21 protein-coding genes and 1 tRNA gene are annotated in these 25,169 nt (G+C 37.0%); 1 reads left to right on the top strand and 21 read right to left on the bottom strand.

Translation table 11 applies throughout. From position 1 onward, the window contains the following. Positions 1-75: 75 nt before the first annotated feature. The 20 genes from LUA86_RS08360 to LUA86_RS08265 all read right to left on the bottom strand — a co-directional run bounded on the left by LUA86_RS08360 (position 76) and on the right by LUA86_RS08265 (position 23,753). Entirely contained in the window at positions 76-1,467 is a 1,392-nt protein-coding gene (locus LUA86_RS08360; protein WP_231460152.1) for a DASH family cryptochrome, read from the bottom strand. A gap of 269 nt (positions 1,468-1,736) precedes the next feature. Further along, on the bottom strand, positions 1,737-2,948 hold the full coding sequence (locus LUA86_RS08355) for a DUF3570 domain-containing protein (protein WP_231460151.1): 1,212 nt from the start codon (positions 2,946-2,948) through the stop codon (positions 1,737-1,739). Positions 2,949-2,963: 15 nt separating this feature from the next. Next, positions 2,964-3,194 carry a DUF4266 domain-containing protein gene (locus LUA86_RS08350; RefSeq protein WP_231460150.1) on the bottom strand — a complete coding sequence of 77 codons (231 nt, stop codon included), beginning with the start codon at positions 3,192-3,194 and terminating at the stop codon, positions 2,964-2,966. A 2-nt stretch (positions 3,195-3,196) separates the two neighbouring features. Next, a complete protein-coding gene (locus LUA86_RS08345) occupies positions 3,197-4,129 on the bottom strand; it encodes an FAD:protein FMN transferase (protein ID WP_231460149.1) in 933 nt (310 codons plus the stop codon). Between the two features lie 5 nt (positions 4,130-4,134). Further along, entirely contained in the window at positions 4,135-4,569 is a 435-nt protein-coding gene (locus LUA86_RS08340) for a thioredoxin family protein (RefSeq protein ID WP_231460148.1), read from the bottom strand. A gap of 6 nt (positions 4,570-4,575) precedes the next feature. Beyond that, positions 4,576-5,001, bottom strand: a complete 426-nt coding sequence (locus LUA86_RS08335) for a ubiquinol-cytochrome c reductase iron-sulfur subunit (protein ID WP_231460147.1) — start codon at positions 4,999-5,001, stop codon at positions 4,576-4,578. 249 nt (positions 5,002-5,250) lie between these two features. Continuing rightward, positions 5,251-5,937 (bottom strand): VIT1/CCC1 transporter family protein, encoded by a 687-nt coding sequence (locus LUA86_RS08330; protein WP_231460146.1) that lies wholly within the window; start codon positions 5,935-5,937, stop codon positions 5,251-5,253. A 35-nt stretch (positions 5,938-5,972) separates the two neighbouring features. Then, entirely contained in the window at positions 5,973-6,635 is a 663-nt protein-coding gene (locus LUA86_RS08325; protein ID WP_231460145.1) for a cytochrome b/b6 domain-containing protein, read from the bottom strand. Between the two features lie 5 nt (positions 6,636-6,640). Continuing rightward, entirely contained in the window at positions 6,641-7,897 is a 1,257-nt protein-coding gene (locus tag LUA86_RS08320) for a HAMP domain-containing sensor histidine kinase (protein ID WP_231460144.1), read from the bottom strand. Beyond that, positions 7,894-8,571: a response regulator transcription factor gene (locus LUA86_RS08315; protein WP_231460143.1), complete on the bottom strand. Its 678-nt coding sequence runs from the start codon at positions 8,569-8,571 to the stop codon at positions 7,894-7,896. Before LUA86_RS08315 ends, LUA86_RS08320 begins: the two co-directional genes overlap by 4 nt. A 276-nt stretch (positions 8,572-8,847) precedes the next feature. Continuing rightward, positions 8,848-9,024, bottom strand: coding sequence for a hypothetical protein (locus LUA86_RS08310; RefSeq protein WP_231460142.1), 177 nt, complete (start codon positions 9,022-9,024; stop codon positions 8,848-8,850). Then, positions 9,003-9,704, bottom strand: a complete 702-nt coding sequence (locus tag LUA86_RS08305) for an ROK family protein (RefSeq protein WP_231460141.1) — start codon at positions 9,702-9,704, stop codon at positions 9,003-9,005. The genes LUA86_RS08310 and LUA86_RS08305 overlap by 22 nt, the downstream gene beginning before the upstream one ends. An 8-nt stretch (positions 9,705-9,712) precedes the next feature. Next, positions 9,713-10,891, bottom strand: coding sequence for a glycoside hydrolase family 76 protein (locus tag LUA86_RS08300; protein ID WP_231460140.1), 1,179 nt, complete (start codon positions 10,889-10,891; stop codon positions 9,713-9,715). A gap of 19 nt (positions 10,892-10,910) precedes the next feature. Next, positions 10,911-13,265 carry a GH92 family glycosyl hydrolase gene (locus LUA86_RS08295; protein WP_231460139.1) on the bottom strand — a complete coding sequence of 785 codons (2,355 nt, stop codon included), beginning with the start codon at positions 13,263-13,265 and terminating at the stop codon, positions 10,911-10,913. A 22-nt stretch (positions 13,266-13,287) separates the two neighbouring features. Beyond that, on the bottom strand, positions 13,288-14,493 hold the full coding sequence (locus tag LUA86_RS08290) for a glycoside hydrolase family 76 protein (RefSeq protein WP_231460138.1): 1,206 nt from the start codon (positions 14,491-14,493) through the stop codon (positions 13,288-13,290). 48 nt (positions 14,494-14,541) lie between these two features. Continuing rightward, a complete protein-coding gene (locus LUA86_RS08285) occupies positions 14,542-15,669 on the bottom strand; it encodes a SusE domain-containing protein (protein WP_231460137.1) in 1,128 nt (375 codons plus the stop codon). Between the two features lie 12 nt (positions 15,670-15,681). Beyond that, positions 15,682-17,304 carry a RagB/SusD family nutrient uptake outer membrane protein gene (locus tag LUA86_RS08280; protein WP_231460136.1) on the bottom strand — a complete coding sequence of 541 codons (1,623 nt, stop codon included), beginning with the start codon at positions 17,302-17,304 and terminating at the stop codon, positions 15,682-15,684. A 23-nt stretch (positions 17,305-17,327) separates the two neighbouring features. Beyond that, positions 17,328-20,480 carry a TonB-dependent receptor gene (locus LUA86_RS08275; RefSeq protein WP_231460135.1) on the bottom strand — a complete coding sequence of 1,051 codons (3,153 nt, stop codon included), beginning with the start codon at positions 20,478-20,480 and terminating at the stop codon, positions 17,328-17,330. Between the two features lie 70 nt (positions 20,481-20,550). Then, the gene (locus LUA86_RS08270; RefSeq protein WP_231460134.1) at positions 20,551-21,972 is read right to left on the bottom strand and encodes a sugar porter family MFS transporter; all 1,422 of its coding nucleotides are present in this window, start codon (positions 21,970-21,972) and stop codon (positions 20,551-20,553) included. Positions 21,973-21,977: 5 nt separating this feature from the next. After that, positions 21,978-23,753, bottom strand: coding sequence for a class I mannose-6-phosphate isomerase (locus tag LUA86_RS08265; RefSeq protein WP_231460133.1), 1,776 nt, complete (start codon positions 23,751-23,753; stop codon positions 21,978-21,980). A gap of 382 nt (positions 23,754-24,135) precedes the next feature. Between LUA86_RS08265 and LUA86_RS08260 the strand changes: the two genes are divergently transcribed. Continuing rightward, positions 24,136-24,903, top strand: coding sequence for a GntR family transcriptional regulator (locus LUA86_RS08260; RefSeq protein ID WP_231460132.1), 768 nt, complete (start codon positions 24,136-24,138; stop codon positions 24,901-24,903). A gap of 147 nt (positions 24,904-25,050) precedes the next feature. On the opposite strand, the gene LUA86_RS08255 is transcribed toward LUA86_RS08260, so the two are convergent. Further along, a tRNA-Leu gene (locus LUA86_RS08255) sits at positions 25,051-25,134 on the bottom strand. Positions 25,135-25,169 lie beyond the last annotated feature (35 nt).

Here is a 25,169-nt window from a genome sequence, read left to right as displayed (position 1 = left end):
TTTCCGAGCAAATATACTTCAGTAAGCATGATTTATCTTTGCAAAATTCTCTGTAAATAATTCTATATTAATGATTTATGTTGCAATTTCTTTGATGAGTTTAATAGCCCTATCCCATTTTTTATAAACTTCGATTGGCTTTGGATAATCTGAAATATCAAATTCCCAGGGTATTAAAACTTCAACATTGTTCTTTGCAGATAGTTCGGGTATCCATTCTCGGATAAAATTTTGCGCTTTGTATTTATTAGATTGATGAACAGGATTGGTGTACCAAATTTCAAATGCCTGCATGTGCCAATTCATCCAGTTCGAACTTACATCATAATCTATCAATTTAGATTCGAAATAATAAGCGCCCCATGTCCAGTTTATTTTTAAATCATAAACCAAATAACTGGCACAATTTACCCGGCCTCTATTGCTCATAAAACCGGTTTTATTCAGCTGGCGCATGTGAGCATCTATAAAAGGAATGCCTGTATTGCCTTTACACCATCTCTCAAATTTTTGAGTATCATTTTCCCAGGTTAGTTTTTTGTTTTTATATCCATCGCTACTAAAAACCGAATTTCCGAATCGAATCGACTTAAATGTGAAATAATCTCTCCATACCAATTCAAAAACCAACCACCAGGTACTTTGATTTTTCTTCACCTCTGCCTCATAGGCTTGTACCTTTTCGTAAATTACCCTTGCTGATAAACAGCCCAATGCCAAATACGGAGAAAATTTTGAACTGTAATCAAGCCCGTCAGATTTATTTCTGCTCCATCTATATCCTGTTAAAAGTTCTGATTTAAAAGTATAATATTCCAATCTTTCTAAGGCTTTATCTTCACCTCCGGCAACAAATGGCACAGCGCTTTCATATTCTTCTTTTGCAAAACCAAAATCTTTATAAGGTGGATTTTTGCCGGATTTTATACCTGGAACAGATTTTAATTTAGTGGGCTTTTCAAAAATTACCCGGGGTTTTGCTTCTCGCCCTGCCGGGATTCTGTAAGCTTTACTGGTAAGCGGAATTTTTGAAATGCTGAAAGGAATATCATCCTTATGGTAAAGCGTTTTGCCCCAAAAAAAATGAAACTTTACATCAGCTGATGCCTGCATTATTTTGCTAACTAAATCTAACTCGTAGCTGGCATATTCTTCCTCTGCATATACATCTGTAACGCCATAATCTTTAATTAGCGCCGGTATGGTGTCAATTGCAGATTCTGTTCCAATAATTAAGTGACCGCCAATATCTTCTAATTCTTTTTTTAGCGATAAAATAGATTGTTGCAAAAACTTTAACCTGACGGCATCCATATTTTTAAAGCCGAGCTCTAATTCTTTAAACCATTTTTTCTCATAGCAAAAACAAAAAATCAAGTCAGCACACTCTTCCTGAGCTTTAGTTAAGGCTTCATTATCAAGTAACCTAAGGTCGTTTTTGAACCAGACTAAACCTCGTTTTTTCATTTTATGCTATTTTACAGATGATTAATATTTGAAGCTTCTATTCGTTTTTGCAAGGGGGAATAATGAGATTGGATATGCAAAATCGAAATCACTTATAGTGAACATCATAAAAAGAAATATGTTCTTTTACTTGCCTTATATTTAAATTCACCATCAAATAAACAGGTAAATAAACAACGAAGCCTGCTCAAACAATGAGCAGGCTGCCAAAAAATTATTAAATGATATTCAATACTTATTCTTAGAGATACATCAGAACATTATTCATCCTATTTAAACTTCAGGTTTAATGATACGATATTGGAAACCAAGCTTGTAGAACGCGAATAATGGCCATATCTCAATTCCAGCATATTTAATCGTTGCCAGCCAAAAACACCTTTTGGTGGAGCAAAGCGGATGCCTGCACCGTAAAAATCACTGTTTAAAGTAGATAAATCGTAATCGCTGGTAAAATATTGTGCTGATGGAGCATGCTGACCGTATGGCGCAAAATATTTGGTTCCTACCTGATTATTGTATCGGTAAAACGGACTTATTGAAAAAAATGAATTAATCTTTACCGGTACTTCGAGTTCTGCAGTGTGTGCCCTTATACCCCAATTATCCATATAGTATCGATAAAAAGTACGTATCACAAACATATCATTCAAAAAGTAATTCATCCGCAGCCCAATAGGAATTTTGTACCGCTTATCCGGCAGGGTTTCTGAACGAAGTGAACCATCTGTAAAATAATTACGCTGATACTTTGTAGCGAGTAAACCCTTTTGATAGGATGGCTCTAAAATTAAGGAAGCCTGAAACTTTTGACTAATAACCTGAGATAAGGAAAATGAGGCACTAAATGAATTTCTCGGTGCGGTTTCGTATTGCTCACCACCTTTTCCGGTATTGCCCGTTCGCAATTCAATCGGCAAAATTACCGTCCATTGATCTAAAAATGCCTGTGCCTTGAAATCAAACTGGGTATTTTTATCTTTAGATAACCGCGTTAAATTAAAAGCGGCACCTAACGACTGGTAATCAAATTCTGTTGAATATGAGCCGGTAAAGCCAAAAGAATTACCTGTTTCTTCATTAGATTGTGTCCAGTTTAGTGAAGGGTAAATGCGTGTATCTGCAGATGACGCAGAAGATATGGTATTTGGATCTATCTTATCCGAAGATGCTGAGGTGTAATGATCTACACCAAGCTCAAAAAGAAAGGTATTTTTCTTGCCTCTTTTATTAAATTTCGACATTTGCAGATCAATGGTATTCGCGAAGTCGCTCAATTTCTCTGTACCTATACCGCCTGTTACAGCAGAATTATTTCCATCCTGATGGTAATAAGCTGAAACCAGATTTATTTCATCAATTTTAAGTTTCCTCGATTGATATTTACTGCTATCAATTTTCGCTGGTTCTGGTTTGTTTTGCGCATAAGTGCTTAATATACCGAAGTACATAAAAAGCACGTGGAGATATATTTTTCTCATTTTTTGATTCTGAAATTAATTACAGCCGCAGCCACCACCGCTTTTGCCCCCGTTTGCTCCCGAAGCGCCTTCTCTGTAAAGCTGGAAACTTTGTTCAAACTTTTGCACTTTCCTTGCAGATAAGGTCATGTCTGCATCATTTATCTTATTTTTTTGGTAAGGCTTTACGCTACTGCATGCACTAAGCATACTGCTTAAGGAAAATGCAGTAAGCATCGAAAGGAAAAACATCCTGGAAATTTTCATAATTATATCACATTAATATTTTTTGAAGTAAATACCCTATCCTCATCATCGATGATAATACAGGCTACATGTTTTATCTGATTTATCAGTTCGAGGCCAACTTTTACACCCATAACTACAACTGGCGTGGCTAATGCATCAGCCAGTTCAGCACTCGGGCAAATTATACTCACACTTTTAACACCGCTCACAGGCAATCCTGTTTTAGGATCGATAGTATGCGAATAGCGTTTACCATCAATGGTAACATATTTCTCATAACTGCCAGAAGTTGCAATCGCCATATTACTAATTTTCAGGGCAGAAAAAGGCCTATTGGTTTGTTCAGGATCTGCAATACCAACTGTCCACGGTTGCCCATTAATTTGAGTGCCCCATGTAATTAAGTCGCCCGCAGCATTTACAATTCCGCTTTCAATACCTAAATTTTGAAGTATCTTTTTAGCCCTATCTGCGGCATAACCCTTACCAATCCCACCAAAGCCGATGCGCATTCCTTTATTTTTAAGCTTTACTGTTGAGTGTTTTTTATCCAAAATCACATTTCGGTAATCTATAAGTTCTACAGATGCCAAAGCCGTTTCCACATCCGGTAGGCTGGTCATATTCTGATCAAAATTCCAGAGCCGCTTATCTATCGAACCGTATGTTAGGTCAAAAGCTCCATCAGTAATTTCAGATATTTTAACAGAGCGTTCGATAAGGCTAATCACTTCATCATCAACCTTTACCGGAGCAAGGCCAGCATTTTCATTAATAAAGCTTGTTTGGCTATCATTGCTGAAAGTGGTAAGCAACCGCTCTATACGGCTCACTTCATCAATTGCACTATCTATTGCAGCATTCCCTACTTGCTCGTTTGCAGAGATTACGGTAAACTCAAAGCGATTTCCCATGAGTTTTAGTATTCTGTTTACAGCAACAGATTTTGCCATTCTTATTATAGTTTATTTTTTATTTTATTGATTTCTGCTACAAAAGCCTGAGCGCTTTCATCTGGATAACCATCCCAGCTTTTTAGCACTTTACCATTTTCATCAACCAAAACAGTATATGGAAATTTGCCATCCTTATTGTAAACTTCTGCCAAAGATTCGTTAAGCTTAACCTGTTCTTTTGATAACTGATTCTTTTTCTGCCTCGGAAAATCAGCTCTGACTAGAAGAAGATTAGTATTGGCATATTGCTCAAAGCTTTCAGATTCAAGTATTTCTTTGCGAAGGCGAATGCATGGGCCACACCAATCTGAACCGGAAAAATTGATCAAAATCTGTTTGTGCGATGCTTTCGCTTGTTTTTGCGCTTCAGAAAAATTGCCCATCCAGGATGCCTGTATTGTAAATATCCCTAAAAGGGCAATAAAAAGTAATTTCATAATTTATTACGAATAAATTTTTAAAGTAGTTCCTATTAACTGGGTGTTGTAAACGGTAAGCGCTCTGGTGGCCGGCCCATTGTTAACTGCTCCGTTCTCAGAAAAAGTTGCGCCATGGTTAGGGCAATAAAAGCGGCTATTTGCCGATTGATAGCTTAACGTATAACTCTCGTGCGTACATGATTGCTGAACTGCTATGTACGAACCCGTTTTTGTTTTGGCTACGATAACTCCATTTGAAACCAGCGAACCTCCATTGTTTATCAAGGCAGCGTTTGCTGCCAAGCTTAAATCAAGTGAGAAATTTACACCAGTTGGCCCGGTAGTTCCTGTAGAACTGCTTGTGTCGCTCTTTTTACAACCAACGCAGTTGATTAGTGCAAAGGCTGCAGCACTCATACCAATACTATTGAGAAAATCTTTTCTGTCCATAATTTTTTTATAGATAATATCAGATAACAATTAAATTAAATGCCTTTAAAATATCTTTAAAGGAGAATATTAGATGTAGAGTTTTATCTATAAAAAAGAGTTTGGTTGAGGATGATTTTTAAAACATTATATTTTCGCTATAATGTTTGTAACAAAAATATATATAAAGTCTGAAGAAATTCTGAAGTTTTAAATTCAATATGTTAAATATGTGTTAATAATCCGCACAAAGTTTTTGTTGCTTATTATTTAGCTGATAAGTCTGGCAATTAAAAATGCGGCAGCGGCAGCAATAATCCCAATAGCGGTTACTTTTAACGCACCTTTTATTGGCGGCTGGCCTGTAACTTTACTTTTGAAATAGCCAAATACAAAAAGGCAAATGATGGTAAGTACAGCAGAAAGTATCAGTCCTTCTTGCGGTTTTTTGGTAAAAAAGTATGCAGATAGTGGCAAAATTCCTCCTACACAATAAGAAAACCCTATGGTAAGCGCACTTTTACGGGCTCTGTTGATGTCTGGCTTTTCCAGGCCAAGCTCAAATTTCATCATAAAATCTACCCAATGTTTTTTATTTGTACTTAGTTGATTAACAATAAGATCCTGAGCTTTACTATCCAGTCCATATTCAGCAAAAATCTCTTTAACTTCTAATTTCTCTTTTTCGGGCACATTTTCCACCTCCAGATATTCTCTTTTTAGTTCACTTTCATAATGTTCCTGCTCGGTTTTCCCTGCAAGGTAACCGCCCAAGCCCATAGCAATGCAACCGGCAATAATTTCAGCAATACCAGCCGTTATTATAATTGAATTGCTATTTACGGCAGCACTTAAACCTGCAGCAAGCGCAAAGGGTACGGTTAGTCCATCACTCATCCCGATAACAATATCGGATATAAAAGCAGAGCTTTTTAGGTGTTCTTCTTTATGAGCCATATCATTACCAATTAGAGTTTATCATTCTGCTTTTCTTAACCACCATTTATCATATCAGATACGATTCCTTTTCCATCTTTTCGCTCAGCCAGGAAAACCCCAGCCAAGTGAAGCACAATAAAACCAAGTATCAGGTACATACAAAATCCATGAAATTCTTTAATAGTATGATTAATATCTAGCGGGATGCCAGTGTAATCCTCAAAAGCAAGTAATAAACCTGTGCAAACCATTATAAACAGCAATGCATAAAATATCAGATACAGGCCTTTAACCACCAATTCATGCTTGGCAGCCTCTCGCTCCTTTTTTAAAATAAAGTAAGCCTGATAAGCCTTCCTGATTTTTGGCGTAATCCTTTGTGCTGGAGGCATGAAGAATTCAGCCATCAACCTAAATAAAAAAAGTGCAGCAAGGGCATAGCCAAAATAGATGTGTATGCCCCAAACCTGGTCTTCAAGTCCGTGTAGTGCAGCACCTGCCTGCTTATCACTAACAGATGCGCCTGCATCCATCAGTTCTGATTTTACGAAGTTATGTTGTGCCCGATCAAACAATATAGAGTTTATTGCAACGGTTAACAACGATCCGGTAATCATAATAAAGTTAAGCCAATGCCATAAACGGGTGGAAGAAGGATATTTTTTACCTTGCTTACCGCCAAGAATTTCTTGGTTTAATGGTTCGATAACAGCCATAAGATTTATTGATTATTAAAAGTTATAATAAAGGTATGTAGGTTGTGTTGGTATGTATAATTTAATAAGTAATGCTGACGGATACAGATTTGCTTTAGTATGGCCAGCCCAAGGCCTGTACCTTCAGAAGCAATGCCTTTGTAAAAGCGATCAAAAATCTTTTCAGCATCCAGGGCACCATGATGAGCCGTATTTGCAAAAATAATTTGATTGCTATCTAAATAAATTTCGATGCTTCCTTTTTCGTAATTGTGACGAATAACATTACTAAAAAGATTGTTAATGAGAATCTCTATCAGCTGGCGATTAGCGATGATCCGGGACGGTAAAAGCGTAGTTTTAAGCTGAATAGACCTTTCTTGCAAAAGCTCATGAAAGTAATGAGTTTTTTCTTGAATAAGCTGGCAAAGGTCGATATCTTCATGCTCCTGTAGTAAATTATGATCAATTTTAACCAAAAGCAAAAGGGATTGGTTTAGCCTGGTTAAACGTGAAGTTGCCTGATAAAGTTCGCTAAGCATTTCTCCCTCTTTAGTATCAAGGTTACTGGATTGCAGCATATTATCCAACCTTGAATTAATCACTGCAAGCGGCGTCATCATCTCATGCGAAGCATTTTCAGTAAAAAGTTTTATCTCTTCGTAGTCCTTTTTTACTTTACCAGATAAATCGATTAACACCTGGTTGAGCTGCTTAAATTCCTCTACAGGCATATCAACCGATCTGTAAGGCTTATCATGGTTGATATTAAAGTCGTTTATATTCTTTAACATTTGGCTAAAAGGATCCCATATTTTCTTCAGCAACATCCTGTTAACCAGTAAAACAACAATGAGTAAGATGCAGACTGGCAATAGAATAATCAGGCAGATATTTTTTATCTGCTCTTGTCTTTCCATTTTCGATGCTATAACTGTTATCTGGTATGGCTCACCATCAAGCATCATTTCCGTTCTTAAAAATCGGGCATGTTCATTTTGATGTTTAAGCGAATTGTAGAAAAGGGTATCGCCATATTGCGAGTACGACCTAACCTTCTCAATAGGTTTGTATTGCACCACTAAATCTTCAAATTCATGCGGTGTGTAGAACTTGCCTTTTACCGAATACTCTTTAACTTCCATTACCTCCTCAACCATATCATGATCTAGCTGTCGGTTAAGGTAAAATATAAGCATCTGGTAAAAAAGCAGACCTATAACCAATAAACCAACAAAGCTGATTAAAATAAGGATGCGGTTATATTTAGAGAAAAGCTTCATTCACTTGCAAATTTATATCCAACACCATAAACCGACTGAAAGTAATCGCCGCTACCGGCATCCAAAAGTTTCTTTCTAATATTTCTTATGTGTGTATAGATAAAATCAAAACTATCTGCCATATCTGCATCATCACCCCAAATGTGTTCTACAGCCGCCGATTTTGAGATTACTTTACCCTTATTGGATATAAAGTATAATAGTAAATCAAATTCTTTTTTAGTTAGATAAACACCTTTATTATTAACGGTAACTTCTTTTGCATCTAAGTCAATTCTTATTTCTTTAAAACTGATGTGTCTTTCTCCCATAGCACTTTTGCGGCGCATAACTGCAAGGATTCGGGCATTAAGTTCTGAAAGATGGAAGGGTTTTGTTAAATAATCATCAGCACCCAAACTCAGCCCCGTAAGCTTATCATCTAAAGAATTTCTGGCAGAAATAATGATTACGCCTTCTGCCCTATCTGTACGCTTTAAAAAACTTAATAATTGTAAACCCTCACCATCACCCAAACCTAAATCTAAAAGCAGGCAATCGTAATGATACAATTCCAGTTTCTCTAATGCCTGAATGTAAGAAGAGGCTACGCTACAAACATTACCCATTCCGCTTAAGTATTCACTAATACTTCTTTGCAAACCGGGTTCATCTTCTATGATAAGAATCTTCATATAATCAAATATCCATCAAGATATTGAAGACAATTTGAAGTTTTGCTAAAAAATAAATTTATTTATTGAGGAAGGTAGAATTAAATGGTTTTCGTTTAAGCACATTAGCGAAAACCATATCTAATCAAATTAAGATTTCAGGAAAAGTTATTTAAGATAAAAACATCATTAAATAGTTATGTGATTAAACCTTAAAATTATTTTGATGAATGTGTATTTATTAATCTTTGAACAATGAAAAAGATGTTGATTTTAATCTTTGCGAAAGTAAAATATTTATGCCGCACATGCTGCTCCAATCAATGCTGCATTTTCTCCCTTTTCTGATATGTAAATTGGAATTGATATAGCTCTGGCGCTGAGGTAATATTTTAATTGAGGTAGAAAATGAATAGATGCTTTTGCAATGTTACCACCAAAAACTACACAATCTAATGGGTTACTTCTATGCAATTTAGATAAAAACGTTGCCAAATTAATTCCAAATTCATCAAAAACCTGAAAAACGGATCTGCTTTTTCTACACCCTCAATTATTTCTTTAACGTTAGAAACGGCTTGCCCCGAATAACTGTTATATTTTGAAACTAACCATTTAGAAGAAAAGAAATCTTCACATATCCCATTCATAAAAGAATGTTTCCAATACTCACCATCGGTTGCAACACCTTCAATTCCAATTGCAGAACCAAAGCCTGTACCGAGTGTAAAACCCATTACATTTTTATAAGCTGAGGCTGCACCGTGTACTAATTCTCCTTTTAAGAAACATCCGGCATCATTAATAAATGAAATTTCTTTAACCAAACCGTCCATGCCATTCAATATTAATGTTCTTATATCTTGTTCATAAAGAGCGTCAAACTTCCCCATTCCCTTCATATAAGAGATACCATTAAGGTAATCAAACGGACCCGGCATAGCAACTGCAACTTTACCAGAATACTTAAAAGATGCTAAACTTTTTTTCATTACGGCGCACCAGGTTGAAACAATATCTTTGGCGCCGGCTTGCGAATCTACTTTGACTCTCTGCCATGAGCCTTCTAATATGGTTCCATTTGAAACATCGACTAAGGCCGAAGTGATGTGCGAACCGCCAATATCTACACCTAAATTTATATGCTCTTTCACGTAGAATTTTATTTTTTAATATTTAACAAACTTAATCTGCCGTATAATTCTGCTACACAAGCCTCATCTAGCAACCATTTTGGTTTCGCTTTCGATACCTTATCCCTTGCCCACTTTGCAGTCAAAAAACCGTACTTATCTGATGAATTTTGCCACGCCTTATCCAAATCAGAAGCTACCGCATTGATGTAAGTTGGATTGCCATTTAGATGATAAAGTGCTTCGTAACCACGAAACAAAACGGTAACAAACCAAGGCAAATCGATATTATAATAACTTGTCTGTGTTTTATTTTTATTTGCAAAGAAGCGATGAGCTTTTTTCGCAACAGTTTCAGCCTCGTTTAAATACTTTGGTTCTTTAGTAAATCCATAAAGTAAAACAGACGATTCGAGCATTGAACCAGTATTGTACGTGTAATAAACCTTGTTACGTATGCCATTCATTTTAACATCATTGTAATATATCCCATCCGGGTTTCGTAAAGTGATGAACATCCAGTTATAAAATTTTTTACCCCAATCAAGATAAAATGTATCATTTGTACATTGATAAAGTTTCAATGCCGCCAGCGTTGACATTCCATTGCTACAGGCCGGTTTTTGATCTTTATGTCCTTCCAACCAATATACACCGCCTCCCAGCTGCTCATCCCATCCACTAATAATAAAATCGAAAACTTCTTTTGCCTTTAAAATGTATTTTTGGTCTTTAGTATTCAAATAAGCTTCCAGATAATCAATACAAACCAGAGCGTTATCATCATAATATCTATCTGATTTTTCCAGCATCGCTGGAAAAGCCTGATAGCCTACCGGACTTCGGGTTGTATCTCTGTAACTCCAAACGCCAATTGATAGCGTATCTAAATATTTGCTATATTTCTGCTTTAATTCAGGAAATCGAACTAACACGTTTGCTGCAGAATACATCCCGGAAAATGGCCAAAGAAAACTTACCGTCTTTTCATTAACGTTTGCACCTTGAAAATAATCCAGTGTAATTTTTTGTTCAGATGGATAATGTTCGGTAAATAAACCAGGATATTTTTTTACCCGGTAATGCTGCCAAATTTTTTCAAACATAGCATCAGCTCTGCTTTTATATATCGTATTTTGATTTAATTCCTGACCATATCCCCTTAAGCAGAACGAGATACAGATAAGAAAAAATAAATATTTCATCATTTGAAATTTGATAAAGAACTTACTGGACCGAAGGCGGCGGCAATTTCACACCCCACTTTTGATTTGGCTTACTGCCCATTTTTAAAGTTAGTGTACCGCCTTTCATAATTTCATCGCGATAGAGCCAGGCATTATCCAGCACTTTACCATTCCACAAAGCCGATTGTACATAAACATTTTGCTTAGAATTATTGCTGGCTTTGATGAATAGTTTCTTACCATTGCCCAGTCGAATTTCTGACTTATCAAAAACAGGGCTTCCAATCTGAAGTGTTGGGCGACCATCCGTTAAGCCTTTTACATCAAATAAACCAACCGAAGCCATAACATACCATGAACCCAACTGGCCTTGGTCCTCGTCCTGACCATAGCCATATCCATGAATACTTTCGGTGCCATAAAATTCATCACAAATTGCCCTCGTCCATTTTTGTGTTAACCAAGGTGATGATGAATAATTAAAAAGCCAGCTTATGTGCAGATTGGGCTGGTTACCATGATTATATAAAGATTGAATACCAGCAAAAGCATCAATTGTTTTTCCTCCGCCAAATGCGTTTTTCTGAGAAGTTTTAAAAATATTATCCAGGCGCTCGTTAAATGTTTTAGTTCCGATTTCTGCAATTAACGCTTTAGGGTTTTGTGGCACGTAGAAAGTATATTGTGTTGCGTTACCTTCTTGAAAACCTCTCCAAGCCTCCAAAGGATTAAATTTATCTATGAACGTTGCATCCTCAGTTTTTGGCCTGATAAGCTTTAAATCCTTATCAAACAATAATCGCCACCCGTTGGATAACCCCATTAGCCTTTTATAATCATTAATCTTCCCCATACTTTTAGCAAGCTGAGCTGCAGCAAATGCACTATAACTGTATTCCATTGTGTGCGAACCAGAAAAATGTGAACCTGTTGAATCTGTTTTATCGGCTTCCAGATATGGTACAAAGCCATTATTTACAAAGCTTTTGGTATCTGTTTTACCAGAACCCACCAACCTGTTTCTGTAATTAAGTTCATTTCCTAATACCGCTTTATAGGCTAAATCCAAATCGTAATCACGTATGCCTGACTGGTAAGCACCTGCTATTGCCAGCCCGACAAAATTAGTACCTACCCCAGATACAAAATTACTATTGGCAATTCCATCGCCAAACCAACCTCGCTCTTTATAAATTTCTAATTGAGTATGTACAAAATCGCTATAGTGTGATGGATACGCTAAAGACCATAATTGCGTTATGTTCCAAAAACCGCCCCAAATAGCATCAGTATTCATAAAATTATAACTGAATTTGCCGTTCTTATCTTTCGGTAATTGTCCGATTGAACCATCATGCCGGGGAAAATTTCCATTTACATCACTTGCAATACCACGGCCAAGCAAAGCATGATACAAACCAGTATAAAACTTAACCAAATCAGCATTGTTTTGTCCAGAAACCTTCATTTTTCCCAATTCATTTTGCCATTCTGATTGAGCGGCCTTTTTTGCGCCATCAAAATTTAGCTCAGATGCTTCTGCCATCAAATTGTTCTTTGCGTTTTGTGTAGAGGTATAAGATAAACCCACCTTAATTTCTACACTTTCATTTTCTGTAGTTTTATAACCCAAAAATAAACCAGCACCTATGCCTGAAGCATTTTTAGCGTTTAAATTAGTTTCTTTTTGATTAAACGATCCAACACTGTTTGGTTCCTTGTCAAGAATTCCATAAAAATACATGGCTACCTTACCGCCCTCATCATAGGTTTTAACATATTTTGGATAGGTAATTACAAAGCCTTCAAAATGGGTCTCATCAATCATTTTTACAGATGCATCTGTTATTGGCCCACTTTCTCCCTGAATGTTACCAATAGAAAGGATAATTCTGGAGTTTTCACTTTTTGGAAAAGTATAACGATGAAAGCCAACTCTTTTAGTTGCCGTAAGTTCTGCTTTGATTTTAAAATCATCAAGTAACACCGAATAATAGCCCGGTTGGGCAATTTCATTTCTTCGATCAAAGACCGAACGATATCCACTGTTCGCTTTATCAAGTAATCCGGGAACGGTTTTAAGGTCGCCGGCAGTTGGCATAAAACTAATACCGCCCACTTGCCATTCATGAAAGTGTACAAAACCTTCAATAGAATTATGACGCGTATCATAACCCACTGCCTCCCAACCCTGTAAGTTGCCGTAACTTCCGTTGGTTGATGGTGCAAGTTTAGCCATTCCATAAGGCACTGCTGCAGGCGTGTAAAAGAACCATCTACTGTGGGCAGTACCAATATTTGGATTTACATATTTTAGAAGATCCTGAGCACATACGCACGGCATCACGAAAAGAGAAAGCATTAAAATTAAGAAGGATTGGCTGGCCGTTTTCATAAGTATTGGAATTAAAATTGAACTAATATTTTGATAACAAGGCCTGAATTCGTTGCATCCATGCCTGATCTACAGTTTCTATTTCTGGTGAGCGGTTTTGCCCGTCAAAACCAGCAAAGAAATAATAAGCAAATGTTGATTGATTTCTATTTGCAATATTTAAACGATTAATATTTTCTTTTGCATAAACCAGCCAGTTTTCATTTTTATCTGCCTCGTATAATCTAATCATTGCCTGAGACCCCCAGGCACACCATGCCGGGTTAATTCTGGTTTCATTGGTATTAAAAATGTAGCCTTTCCAGGCAGCATTCCACAGGGTGATATTCATGGCTTTACCAATATTTTGTGCTCTGGTTAGATAAGACGGGTCGTTCATGATTGTGCTATACAACAAAAAAGCCTCAACCATGATGGCATTATCATAAGTAAATTTATCCGTGTGTTTCTTACCCTCGCCGGCTCCGTCAATTTTCCAGATGTATAAACCACTAATCGGATCAAACATTTTTGTATTCAGCCAATTATTAACCTGGATCGCCCATTCTCGATAAATGCTTTCGCCGGTTAAACTATAAAGTTTTAAAAATAGCTGTAGTGTTAGGCCATTGGTTTGCGTTGGTTTTTCAGGCTTAAGTGTATTCCAATAAAATCCACCACCGTAAACATTATCCCACAAACCACTATTGATTAACCAATCTCCGCATGCTTTGGCCTTCGCCAGGTAAGCTTGTTTATCTGCTCCGGTAGTAACCTCATAAGCTTCCAGATAAACCATTCCGCTAAGCGCATTATCATCAACATATTTATCACCACCGGCGCCAGTACCATCTAAATTTACAGATGCAAAGTAACCACCTCGGAGGTCTTTTTTATCCCACATATTATCCATGAATTTAAAGGTATTATTCATGTATGCGAGGTGTTTGGTTTGGCCCGCAGCCACCATAGCTGCATCTGCATAAATCTGACTTACGTTGTACCATTCATAACAATTGTTAGCATGGGTTGTGGTATTAGCACGATAGCCATAACTAGCAGTAAGCAAATTATTGGTGGTAAAGGTATGTGTTTCCTGGGCAAGCTTTAGGTAGTCTACTTTAACGCCCGGCCCTGTAGGTGGCACAACAGGTGGTGGAGTAACCGGCTCAACTACGGGATTTTTTTTGCAAGCTGCCAAAAAAAAGATAGACAAAATCAGAGCAGTATTAAAAAATAATTTTTTCATGGTTAGAATATTTAGCCACCGGCTTAAACCGGTGGCAATACAACGTAATTATTGTGTAGTTACAGTGTGGGTGTATGGCCCGCCAGCGTTAAGACTTACAATTACCTTAACACTTTTATTATCGGCTGAAGGATTAAACTTATAAGTATTATTCCATTGATCATTAGTAACCGGATTTAAATAAAAGTAAGCTGCACCTTGGCCAACAGGACTAACATTATTAACATTACTGCTTCCCAGATAGCGAACACCTCCAGAGGTATGCATTGCGAATTTATATCTTTCATCTCTACCCCAAGAAAATTGATAAAATACAACCGGAATATTTCCTGATTGCCACACACCATTTGCAGTATATGTTAACTGGCCTATCTCATTACCGTAAGCCGACATGTATAACCCCAGGCTTTGAACCTCAACTGCATCCACCACAGTGGCTACATTGAAATCATATTTGAGGTAATATACCTTTGCACCACCCGAAACTGTAACAGATGTGGTTCCTTCTTTAACTAATGTACCTTCGGTGTAGAATTTTCGACCTGATGCAGTAATTTTATCTGTTAGCTGATAAGTACCGGGCTTAAGCGTTGTGTATATTTCAAAAACGCCTTCATCTAGTTTCTTAAATTTAATTGCTTTGCTAATGTCGTCTCCTGCTTCTGTTGCAGAACCTGTAAGATAAAGGTCGGTTGGCACTTCAGCAAACCCTGCCGGGCGTTCAAGTTGCAGCGTTCTACTTTCCTGACCAGGTTTTCTGTTACTTGCTTTGGATGCAATTACTGTCCATTTAATATTTCCGGTACTTGATGAATTGATTCCGCATAATGCTGCAACTTTGGTTAAATCTTTATGAGAAATTGTAACCTGAGCCTGCACACCGGCGCCATCTGATACCACTTTATAAACCGGTTTTGAAAAGTCTCCGCTTTCTTTATCAAATGCTACTTCGTAAAGAATAAGCCCACCATCTTCAGCGCTCGCTGGGTCCCACTTAAACTGCTGCGTAGCCAATGCGTTTGATGGTGTTAATTTAATGCTTTGCATATTTTGAGGTATGCTTAAACTTCCAATGGGATTAATATTCTCATTAAGTTCTTTTGTGTCTTTTTTGCATGAACTAATGGCGAATAATGATAGCGCCATCAAAACATATATTGCTTTCAAGTTTTTCATGTTGCTTATATTTTAGTAGCCCGGATTTTGGGTTAAATTTTTGTTTAGACTTATTTCACTTGATGGAACTGCCCATAAATAATCTCTTTGAGCGTTAAATTTGCGTTGCTGAGTGCGGATATAACCATTATCAACATTTTGGTCGGCGGCAAATTTAGCCCCATGCGCAAAACCATTCATAGTGATCTCGGCAGTTTTCCAGCGTCTTAAATCATCTAAACGCAAACCTTCCATTGCCATTTCTGCCCTGCGTTCTCTGCGGATAATACTTGTCAAATCTCCGCCAGGATAACTCAAAGCAGCAGCATCAGTAAAGCCGGCTCTGGAGCGAAGTGCGCCGATTGTTTTCGCCCAGATTGTAGCATCCATTTGTCCTAAGCTGTTTTTAGCTTCAGCATAGGTTAATAAAACTTCCGCGTATCTAAACAAATGAAGATTATTACCTGAAACAAAACTTGATAATGCGCTTGGATCAAAATATTTCCTCCAATAATAACCTGTAGCAGATGCGCTTTGAGAGCCCGGAGAGTATTCATCAAGGCCAGGTTGAACCGGATCGGTACCCGGTTTTATGTAGATAGTTTTGGTACTGTTATTCGGATTTATCCATGTATATCTATCGTAAACAACTGTGGCGGTTAGTCGTGGATCACGGTTAATGTATGGATTACTTTCTACGTAGCCTGAACCAGCTTCTTTAATTCCCTTTCCATTCAGCATAACATAATCGTCAACCAACTCTTGTGTAGGTGCCATATTACTCACCCTGCCACCAACTGTTCGGGGTGCAAAATCCCAAAAATTTTGCCATGTTCTTATTGTAGGAACATATTGTAGCGATAAGATACTTTCATTATTGTTTTTATTGATTGCAGGATCGCTAAATAAAGCACTATAATTAGCTGCTAATGAATAAGTTCCATAGGTTGCCTGATTGTTGATTAGTTTTTCGCAAATCGCAATCACTTCTGCAGTTTTATTTCCCTCGTACAATAAAGTTCTCATTTGTAAAGCTAAGGCAGCACCTTTTGTAATTCTACCATTTTCGTTAGCCGGAAGCTGATCTTTACTTGGCAAATTTGGAATAGCGCTTTCTAGCTGACTTACAATAAAAGCATTAACCGAAGCTTTTGAACTGCGTGGAATTACCTGCGCTTCTTCGGGAGTTAAATTGTGGTCAGGAAGCGGAACATCACCATACCATTTAGTTAAATTAAATAGTGCAAAAGCTCTCATAAACTGATTTTCTGCTTTCATTCTGGCAATGGTTGCTGCTGGCAGCGTTTTGTTCTGATCTATATTCTCCAGAAAAATATTAACCGATTTTATTGTACGATAATAACTTGCCCAATCGCCCTGAAATTTACCAGTAAGCGAAGTAGCGTTTCCGCTTGCTATTAAATTAAGATCGCCAGAAGGTGAATATGCATTATCAGAAAGCGCTTCAGGCTCAAAAAATAGAGAACTATTGTAAAGCAAACTATAATTATTGTTAAGAGCGTTATTCACATTCACATCAACTGTCCAGAAAGTTAAATCTGAAAACCGGTCTGTTGGTGCGATATCTAGTTTTCTGCAACCTGCAAACATTACGACTGCAACTGCTGCTATAAAGATTTTATTTAGGTATTTCATTTTATTAATTCTAACCGTTATCATTAAAAAGTTATATCCAATCCGGCGCCGTAAAATATCGGAAGCGGATATGAACGGGCACTATTTGAACCAGAACCCAGACTTACATTGTTTCCAAACTCAGAAGTTTCGGGGTCAATAAATTTAAGTTTTGAAAGCGTAAAGAGATTTTGGCCGATGAGCGACACTCTAAAGCGCTGAATACCGAATTTTTTGGTTACAGTTTCCGGAATTGTATAGCCAATATTTACGTTTTTTAAACGAGCATAAGCTGCATCATATTTATAAAGGTCGGAGCCTGTACGCCAGTTATTGGTGTTAGATGGTGAGCCAATATTAGCAAAAATTGGATATCTGGCATCAGGATTATTGGGTGTCCAATAATTGGTCATGTGTTCATACACCGTTGCACCATATCCGTAATGAAATGGTTCTACCAGTTCGCCACGCAAAAATGTTTCACGTTTACCAACACCTTGAATGAACAACTGCAAATCGAATCCTTTAACTGCCAGCCTGTAAGTGAAGCCAAAAGTATATCTAGGAAAAGGGTTACCTAAAACTGCTTTATCCTTAGCATCAATAATTCCATCATTGTTAAGGTCTTTAAATTTCACATCGCCTGGCACTACGGGGTTGCCGGCAATTTTTGGTGAATTGTTTATATCCGTTTGATTTTGAAAAAATCCATTCGTTTCATAGCCATAATATTGTGTTATTGGCTCGCCAATTCTTCTCAATAACTGAAAAACATCCTGATTTATAATTTGCTCGGTTGCACCACCCGAAAGCTGCAGCAGCTTATTTTGATTATCAGCAACATTTACGCTGAAACTTTGCGTTACATTCTCTCCACGTAAATTATAAGTTAAAGATGCTTCCCAACCTTTGCTACGCACTTTAGCTACATTAAAATCTGGTGTCGCAGCTCCAAAAATTGCCGGAATATCCTGTCTTGGTTGTAAAATATCTCTGGTTACTTTATTAAAATAATCGAATGATGCGGTAAGGCGGTTATTGAAGAAACCAGCATCAAGACCAATATTTAATGTAGATGCTTTTTCCCAGGTTAAATCTCTGTTAGATAAAAGCGTACCAGCACCACCAACAGGCACATTATTAAAGCCATAAGCACTGGCATAATTAAAATAAGTGGTTTGATATTGGAAATTCCCAACATTCTGATTACCCAATACGCCATAAGAGGCACGAAGTTTTAAATTACTCAGCGTATTTTTAATGGATTGCATAAAAGATTCCTGCGAAATTATCCAACCTGCACTTACTGAAGGAAAGAAACTTCCACGGTTTCCTTTTGCAAATTTGGATGAAGCGTCATATCTCGCCGTTGCTTCAAATAAATATTTATCCTGATAAGCATAATTTACTCTACCAAATAGAGAAAGTAAACTGTTTGAATTTATGGCTAAACTATTGCTCGAGTTAATGGGATCGACCAATGTGCCTGTTGTAGGTGTACCTAATAACTGGTCTGTTAATGTTTTTTGAAGTTGAAATCCACGTTGCGAATAGTTTTCACTTGAAGCACCAATCTGAACTTTGAAATCGTGTGAATCAATTTTTTTACCATATTCTACATATAATTTTGTATTAAAAAGCTGCGATTTGCTATTTCCATCTAAAACTGAGCGATCATCTCCATAAACACCAGATGGCAAATAATTAACTTGTGTACGGCGAAAAAATGTTCCGTTATTTTGTAGCGTTCCACCAAATTCGCCGGTAATTTTCAAATCATTGGTAATGCTGAACTGACCGTTAAATGCTCCGAATATTTCATCATTATCTGCCTGGTTGAAACCCCCTTTTTCCAAAACACCATACTCATTGTATTGTGAAGCCACTGGATTGGTTAAATAATTACCGTTTTCATCCTGCCAACTGTAATTTAAGGGTACGCGGTTAGCATCAGCAAAAATATTGTTATCACCAACGCTATTGGTTTTATTTCGGGTTTTAGTGTAGAGTAAAATAAAATTGGTTTTAAATTTCCCTATCACGTTGCTCTGGTTTAAGCGTAAATTGTATTTCTGGTAACCAAAGTCGGCCCCTTCGCCGCCATTGCCAATAAAATTACTGCCCTGGTCCTGAAAGCCTGCTGATACATAAAAGGAACTTTTCTCTCCTCCACCTACAATACTAAAATTATGCGCTTGTTGAGGTGCAGTGCGTAATAGGTGTTCAATATCCCATGTGCCATTACCCTGGTCTTTAAGTTGTTGTATTTGGTCTGGTGTGTAAGCAGGGCTTAATCCGGAATTTACTAAAGATTCATTTTTAAAATAAGCGTTTTCCCAGGCGGGTACCTTTTTTACCAATACGTTTGCATCCTGAATCCCGTAACTTCCATTATAAGAAACTGAAGTTTTTTGGTTCAGTTTTCCACCTTTTGTGGTAACTAAAATAACACCGTTGGCAGCTCTTGAGCCATAAATTGCTGCTGAGCCCGCATCTTTTAGTACTGTTACACTTGCAATGTCGTTAGGGTTTAATGTATTTAAGTTTCCACCAACAATACCATCAACCACAACCAGCGGTGTATTATCTCCCAAGGTACCTACACCACGAATATTTACGGTAACGTTACTGCCCGGATTTAATGAACTTTGCTGAATAATCAAATTTGGTGATTCACCCTGCAATGCCTGATAAACATTTAACACTGGTTTGTTTTCAATGCTTTTTGCATCTATAGTATTTATTGCACCGGTTACAGAAACTCTTTTCTGTACGCCATAACCTACCACTACCACATCTTCTAAAGAATTATTGGCGTCGGTTTTCATTTGAATATTAATAGTTGTTCGACCACCAATGGCAACCTCCTGACTTACATAACCTAAATATGAGTATGTTAAATTGTTTGTTGCAAGATTATCAGGAACTGAAATCGTGTAAAGCCCGTTGGCATCTGTAACTGCGCCAACTGTAGTGCCTTTAATTTGCACACTCACACCCGGAAGTCCGATTCCTTTTTCATCAACTACTTTTCCTTTTATAGTGATGTTAAAATTTTTGATGGTGTTTATTAAAGTTGGTGTACTTAAAGCCTGAGATTGGTTAGGCATAAATGGAATTACAAGAATGGCCATCAATGCAAATCGCCAATGTGGCAATCGCTTTAGTTTTTCAAGTTGGTAAAGTTTAAGTCTCATAACATTTGGATTGATTAAGATGCTTTATTGCGCATCAGTAATATTAGGTTAGATATTTTTTGGTGATAAATTATTTGATTTGCTGCTGATGAATGGTATGCCAATGGGCATCAATTTCTTCGAGCGACCGGCCCTTGGTTTCGGGTATGAGTTTCCAGGTAATGTATAATGCAGGAGAACAACAGATGGCAAATATCCAGAAAGTCCATGCAGAGCCTAGTCCTTCTAACATCATTGGAGTAAGTTGACCAACAAAAAAATTGCCAATCCAAAGGGTAAGTGTGGCTAAAGACATGGCCTTACCACGAATGCCATTTGGAAAAATCTCTCCAATAACTACCCAACATACAGGCCCGAAAGAGAATGCAAAACAGGCAATAAAGGCTAAAATGAAAATTAAAATCCATGGCCCGGATATCACACCGAACTGAAAAAGAAATCCGATAATAACTAAAGATATTACCGCACCACCAACACCGATATAAAGCAGCGGTTTCCTCCCCCATTTATCAACAGTAAAAATGGCTACAAAAGTAAATAGCACATTGATTAAGCCAATGGTAACCTGCCCGCCTAAAGCATTATTTAGTGTGAAACCCGCCTGTTCTAAAATTCTTGGTCCATAATAAATAACTGCGTTAATACCACAAACTTGTGATAAGAAAGGCAGTAATAGCCCTATCCATAATGCTTTACGGTAAACAGGCTTGAATAGTGTTTTAAGCGACCCATCTGCTTCATTTTCATTTTGAGATAAAAACGCATCTACTTCTTTTTCGGCAGCAGCTTCCCCATCAATTTTTGTTAAGATATTTTTTGCCAAATCATTCTTCCCCCGGGCCAGCAACCACCTTGGAGATTCTGGAACCAAGAAAAGGGCAATTAAAAAAATTAACGCAGGTACACCGCCTAACCCTAACATCGCTCTCCATACTTCTGAAGAAAATATGCGCATAGATTGGCTGCCTGCATAATGGTCTGCGGCATGATTTGCCAAATAAGCATTACTAAAATAAGCGGCTACTATACCTATTGTTAAAGCAAGTTGGTATAAAGACACCATAGTTCCACGAAGCCTCGATGGCGCAAATTCTGAAATGTAAAGCGGCGAAACCATAGAGGCAACTCCAATACCAATACCGCCTACCAGCCTGAAAATAATTAATGCAGAGAAAGAGCCGGAATACATGCAACCCAAGGCAGATATCAGAAAAAGAAATGCTGATAAAATCATCACTATCTTACGCCCATACCGGTCGCTTAGCTTGCCCGATACGCTTACCCCAATTATGCAACCTAAAAGCGCACAACTAACAAACCAACCTTCGCTAACTGCATCAAGACCAAAATCGCCTTTTACCAAACTTATCGTTCCTGAAATTACTGCTGTATCAAAACCAAAAAGAAAACCTCCAAGAGCAGCAACAAGGCAAACGAGGTATAAGTAAGTCTTACTTTTTTTAGTAACTATATTTTTTTCAGTGTTATTCATGCTGATTATTTTAAGAATGCTTTAATCACTTTCGCCCTTTCACTTCCTTTGTTTATCATTTTATAACTGCCCGCCGCCGCCGGGATTACAAATGTTTCTGCAAAAGGGAAAGTCATGATAGTACCATCTGCAGATTCTACAGTAATGGCTGTGCCTTCAACAAGCATTAGTACATGACAAACATTATTGGTTTCTACTTCAACTTCCGCTTCAAATTCTAATCGATGAACATTATAAAAGTGCTCCTTATGTGTAGGCAAGTGGTAACAGATAAAATCATTATCTTCAAAGAGAATTGAAGGCTTAGAGATTAATTCTTGTTTAACTGTAGCGCCTTTTCTATTAAAATCAAGGTTTTTAAAAGCGTGGTCGATATTTATTGGTCGGGGTTTACCATTTAAATCTAACCTTACCCAATCATACATTTTAAAGGTGAAAATGTATGGAGTTGCACTAATTTCGAGCACCAAATTTTCTGCTCCCGCACTGTGAACAGTTCCATTGGGAATTAAAAATAAATCATGTTTTTTAGCTTGATGAACCTGAACATACTTTTCTATGTCAATTTCTTCGTTGTAAAGATTGCTTTTTTCTAAAGAATCCCTAAACTCGGTAGGGTTGATATTATCCTGAAAGCCTAGATACACCTTTGCATCATCTTTGCAATCCAAAATGTAATAAGTTTCATCCTGGGTTATATTTTCGCCAAATTCACGCTGAATATATTTTAGACTTGGGTGGCATTGTATAGATAGATTCCCACCATCAAAAGTATCCAAAAAGTCAAATCGAATAGGAAATTCATCACCAAACTTCGCTGCATGCACACCTAAAACATTTTTGTTTTGAGTAAACATCAATGCATCAAAAGAAACTTCTAAAAGAAAGCTACTGCTTTCAAAAACGATTCCGTTTTCAGGTGCAATAAGTTCAAAAGACCAGGCATAATTTACCTCATTTCGATCTAATTGAGGCATGTGTTCCTTCATCCATTGTCCGCCCCATGCGCCAGGCGCAAACCAAGGACGAGCTCTAAAAACAGACGAAGACATTTTTTCTAAACCTTTTCGGATGTCTTTCCCGTATGTCCAGTTAATACTATCTTCCCATTGTGCATCAACAAAAATGTCTATGTCATTGATAAGTGCTTTTTTATGATTATTCAAGACCACCCAATCAACAAAATAGAAGCACTTATACATTTCAGTTTGCTCCTTTTGCAGGTCCAGTCCTAGATTACAGATAGAGCCAGCACTCATACGATGCTGTATTTCATTTTTAGGGAGATCAACGTAAATTAGAGCAGCTTTCCAATCTGATAGAGAAGCCCCACAGCCAATAATAATATTTATATCAGCAGAAGTACTTTTTTCAATTTCAGTTAAGGCCTGCATATTAAAATAATCGGCCAATGTTAATGTTGTTTTTGTTCCCCAAACCGAACCTTCTGTACCCAGAAAGGGTGCAATCATTTCATTCAATTGCGCCTGAGATTTTAAATAGTTCTTGCTTTCAATAAGGTTTAAGGCATAACCCCTATCAATCAAATCTTCCTTTAAAGCCGTTATTAGCTTATTCCAGTACACGCCAACATAACCATCAATTACAACAGTTTTTTGTTCAATAATGAAATCGCAAAGCGATGAATAACCATTAAATATTTTGTTATCTCCAAGTGAATAGTAAGGGTAAATATCATAACCTAAAGGTTTTGTTATTTGACTAGCCCGAGCTGGCATAATCTCCTGCTCGGTTTTTCTCATTGGTTCTTCTATCGACATAAGTGGGAAGTGACTATTTATTTTATTAATACTTGTTCATACATACTTTTAAATAAACTACAATTTTAATCCAATTAAAATTAATTGAGTGGTGTAAATAATGAATATATGAATAGCCAATAAATTAATTAACATCAGCAGAACATCCATTTTGAGGTGATTTAACTGTATTAAAGAGAATTTTAAATAATAATCGAACATAATCAGAAAATCGTAAAAAATTTGGCTAGACCATACATTTATAAGTATGTATATACAAATGTATTACTTATAAATTAAAATACAAGTGCTTAACTATTTTTTTTCAACAAAAATTTATTCTGTTTATATACCTCAATATATAGATAGCCTACCTACAAGTAATATGTATAGACATGAGGTAATGAAATATATTTTTTTTATTATTGTGATGATTATGAAACTCAAAATCGATCATAAAAGCCAAATCCCTTTACATGTACAGGCAGAAGAATTACTTAGGAGACTAATAGAATCTCCGGAATATTTGGATGGAAAATTATTACCAAATGAGGTAGAGCTCTCCAAAATCTTAAGCATTTCTCGTACAACCCTTCGCCAATCCATTAATAAGTTAGTATATGATGGACTACTAACCCGAAAAAAAGGGGTAGGCACCAAGGTTGTTGAATCAAAATCATTAAGTTCAAAGTCAAAAAACTGGATGAGCTTTTCTCAAGAAATGAGCGCCAGAGGTATTCCAATAAGAAATTTCGAACTACATGTTAGCTGGGTATATCCGGAAAAAAGAATAGCAAGCTTTTTTAATATAAAAGAAGATAAGAAAGTTTTAAAATTGGTTAGACTTCGTGGCCGACCTGAGGGGCCATTTGTATATTTTGAGTCGTATTTCCATCCATCGGTTGGCTTAACCGGCGATGAAGATTATAAAGCCCCGCTTTACGAAATGCTGGAGAAAGCGCATGGTATAATCGCTATGATTTCAAAAGAAGAGATAAGTGCACTGTTGGCAGATGAGTTTATAGCAGGCAAATTAGAAACGGAGGTTGGTGCAGCAATATTATTCCGTAAAAGATTTGTATACGATATCGATGAAAAGCCAATTGAATATAATTTGGGCTACTATAAAGCCGATAGCTTTGTATACACGATTGAAAGCCGAAGAGAGTAAAAAATATTTATTTTATCCTCCTAATTTAACCAGCATTAGTTTAATACTTAATACCTAAAAAAACATTCATTGTTGTGGCTTTAGTCAAAAAAAAGTCCTGCTCGTTAACGAGCAGGACTTTAAAAAATTAACGAAATCTTCGTTAAGTACTCAAGAGGAGATTCGAACTCCCACACCCATACGGGCGCCAGCCCCTCAAGCTGGTGCGTCTACCAATTTCGCCACCTGAGTTTCTGTTGCAAATATAATTTAATTTTGGATTCTGA

This window comes from Pedobacter sp. Leaf132 (assembly GCF_920984695.1).
Lineage (GTDB): Bacteria > Bacteroidota > Bacteroidia > Sphingobacteriales > Sphingobacteriaceae > Pedobacter.
Note: the sequence above shows the minus strand (reverse complement) of the source record. Positions and strands in the feature narration are given on the sequence as shown.